The sequence below is a fragment of the Kitasatospora nipponensis genome, assembly GCF_039528135.1.
GTDB classification, from domain to species: domain Bacteria; phylum Actinomycetota; class Actinomycetes; order Streptomycetales; family Streptomycetaceae; genus Kitasatospora; species Kitasatospora nipponensis.
Genome location: NZ_BAAALF010000424.1, coordinates 1 through 1,723, shown reverse-complemented (window position 1 = coordinate 1,723; position 1,723 = coordinate 1). Strand labels below are relative to the sequence as shown.

General features: G+C 65.0%; 1 protein-coding gene. It reads right to left on the bottom strand.

Features of this window, described 5'->3' with window-relative positions:
• The coding region (locus ABD323_RS40855) for a hypothetical protein (RefSeq protein WP_344447173.1) at positions 1-1,723 on the bottom strand (1,723 nt) is incomplete at both ends.

Sequence of the window (1,723 nt, the reverse complement as noted above, 5' to 3'; positions counted from 1 at the left end):
GTCGGGGTGCCGCCGGTCGTGGTGGCGGTGGGGGCGGTGCCGGTCACGGTCGCGCCGACGTTGCCGACGCCGACCAGGGTGGTGTTGGTCCAGTCGCCGCTGCCGATGGGGCGCACGTCACGGAAGTAGGTATTCGGGTCATCACCGCCGATGTAGTACCAGAGCTTGCCGCTCTCCACTGTGATCATGTCCGGTGCCAAGGCGCGCTTCGCTGGGTGCGTGGCGTTGTACAAGGAGGCGGATATTGTTCCGGGAGCGACCAATTGGGTGAGTTGAGACCAGTCGGACGGCTGCCCGGAGCAGGTGAGCGGTCCGTTGCTGGTCTGGCAAGCTCGATGCTCCAGTGGGCCTTGGACGTTCTCAGTGAGGCTGAAATGCCCCGCAGCCCCTGCAGGTACGGCAGCCGCGTCGTTGTTGTAGATGTACATCAGACGCAACGCCTTGTTGTAGGCGAAGAGGTCGTCGATGCCCTGCTGACTGAGGCCACCACGGTGAGCGATGAGATTGTTGTTCCAGCCATCCCTCCGTGGCCCCCGCGCGCTGGTGGAGGCGGTGACTGGCGTGCTGCTGGGGTCGGAGTTTCCGCCTATCAGGGTGAGGTTGCCGTCGGTTGTCGTGGCGAGCATGTCCGGAATGCCATCGCCTGTGAGGTCACCTGCGGTGACCTTGGCGTTGGGGTTCCAGGGTGCGTAGAAGCTGTAGGTGGCGGCGGTGGCCTGGGTGTTGCCGGCGTTGTCGATCGCCCGGACGTAGAGGGTGTGGGTGCCCCACTGGTTGTTCGGGACGGTGATCGGGATGGTGGCGGTGGGCTTGCCGTTGACGAGTGTGGCGTTCACGGTGCTGGCGCCGGAGACGGGGATGTTGGTGTCCAGCGCGTACTGGAATGCCTGGACGCCGCTGCTGATGCAGGGGTTGGGGGCGCAACTGCCCGGCACCGGGTCGGTGGAGCTGACGCTCACGGCTGCGGCCTCGCCTGCGTGGGCTGTGGTCGGGGTACCGCTGCCCAGGGGTGGGAAGGTTGCTGACGCTGTGAAAGCTGCCAAGGTCGGTGGGCTGAGGTCGACGTTGAAGTAGCAGCACGCCGAGCTCGGCCCGCTGAGGGTGCCGTCCGTGGCCCAGACGTTCCAGCCGTACTGGTGACCGTCACGCACCTGGGCACCGATGGTGGTCCTGACAAGCGTCCCCGTAGCGGCATCACCGGGGCTCACCGGCCAGGAGACGTCGGCGGGAGAGCCGGCACCGTTGCTGGTCATGTTGTCCCAGACGTGGTAGCCCGCCTTGAGGCTGACGCCCTGCATCTCGGTGGTGAGCGTAGCGTCCAAAGTAATGTTGGAGGTGTTGCCGTTCAGACTGGTCATACCGATCCAGCCCGGCGTACCCGCACCGCAGGCCGCTTCGGCGGGGTTCTGCGTAGCGGGGGTGGTGTTCATACCGGACGGTGCCTTGGGCGCGATGTCGTACGTGGTCTTGATGTACGGGTTGGTGCCGAAGCGCATGAACCCGTAGTTGGTGTCGTACTTGCTCTCGTTGCCGAACAGACCGAACGTCAGGGCGTCGTTGTCGAGGTAGTTCCTGATGGTACTGGTGACGTCGAAAAGCACCGGAACGGGGTCACAACGACCTGCGAAGGCAGCGCTTTTGACGGTCTGGGTGCGGATAGTGGAGACCTCGCGCGGGCCTGGCCAGACGGTGTCCTTGTTGATGGGGTCCATGAGTTTGAGGG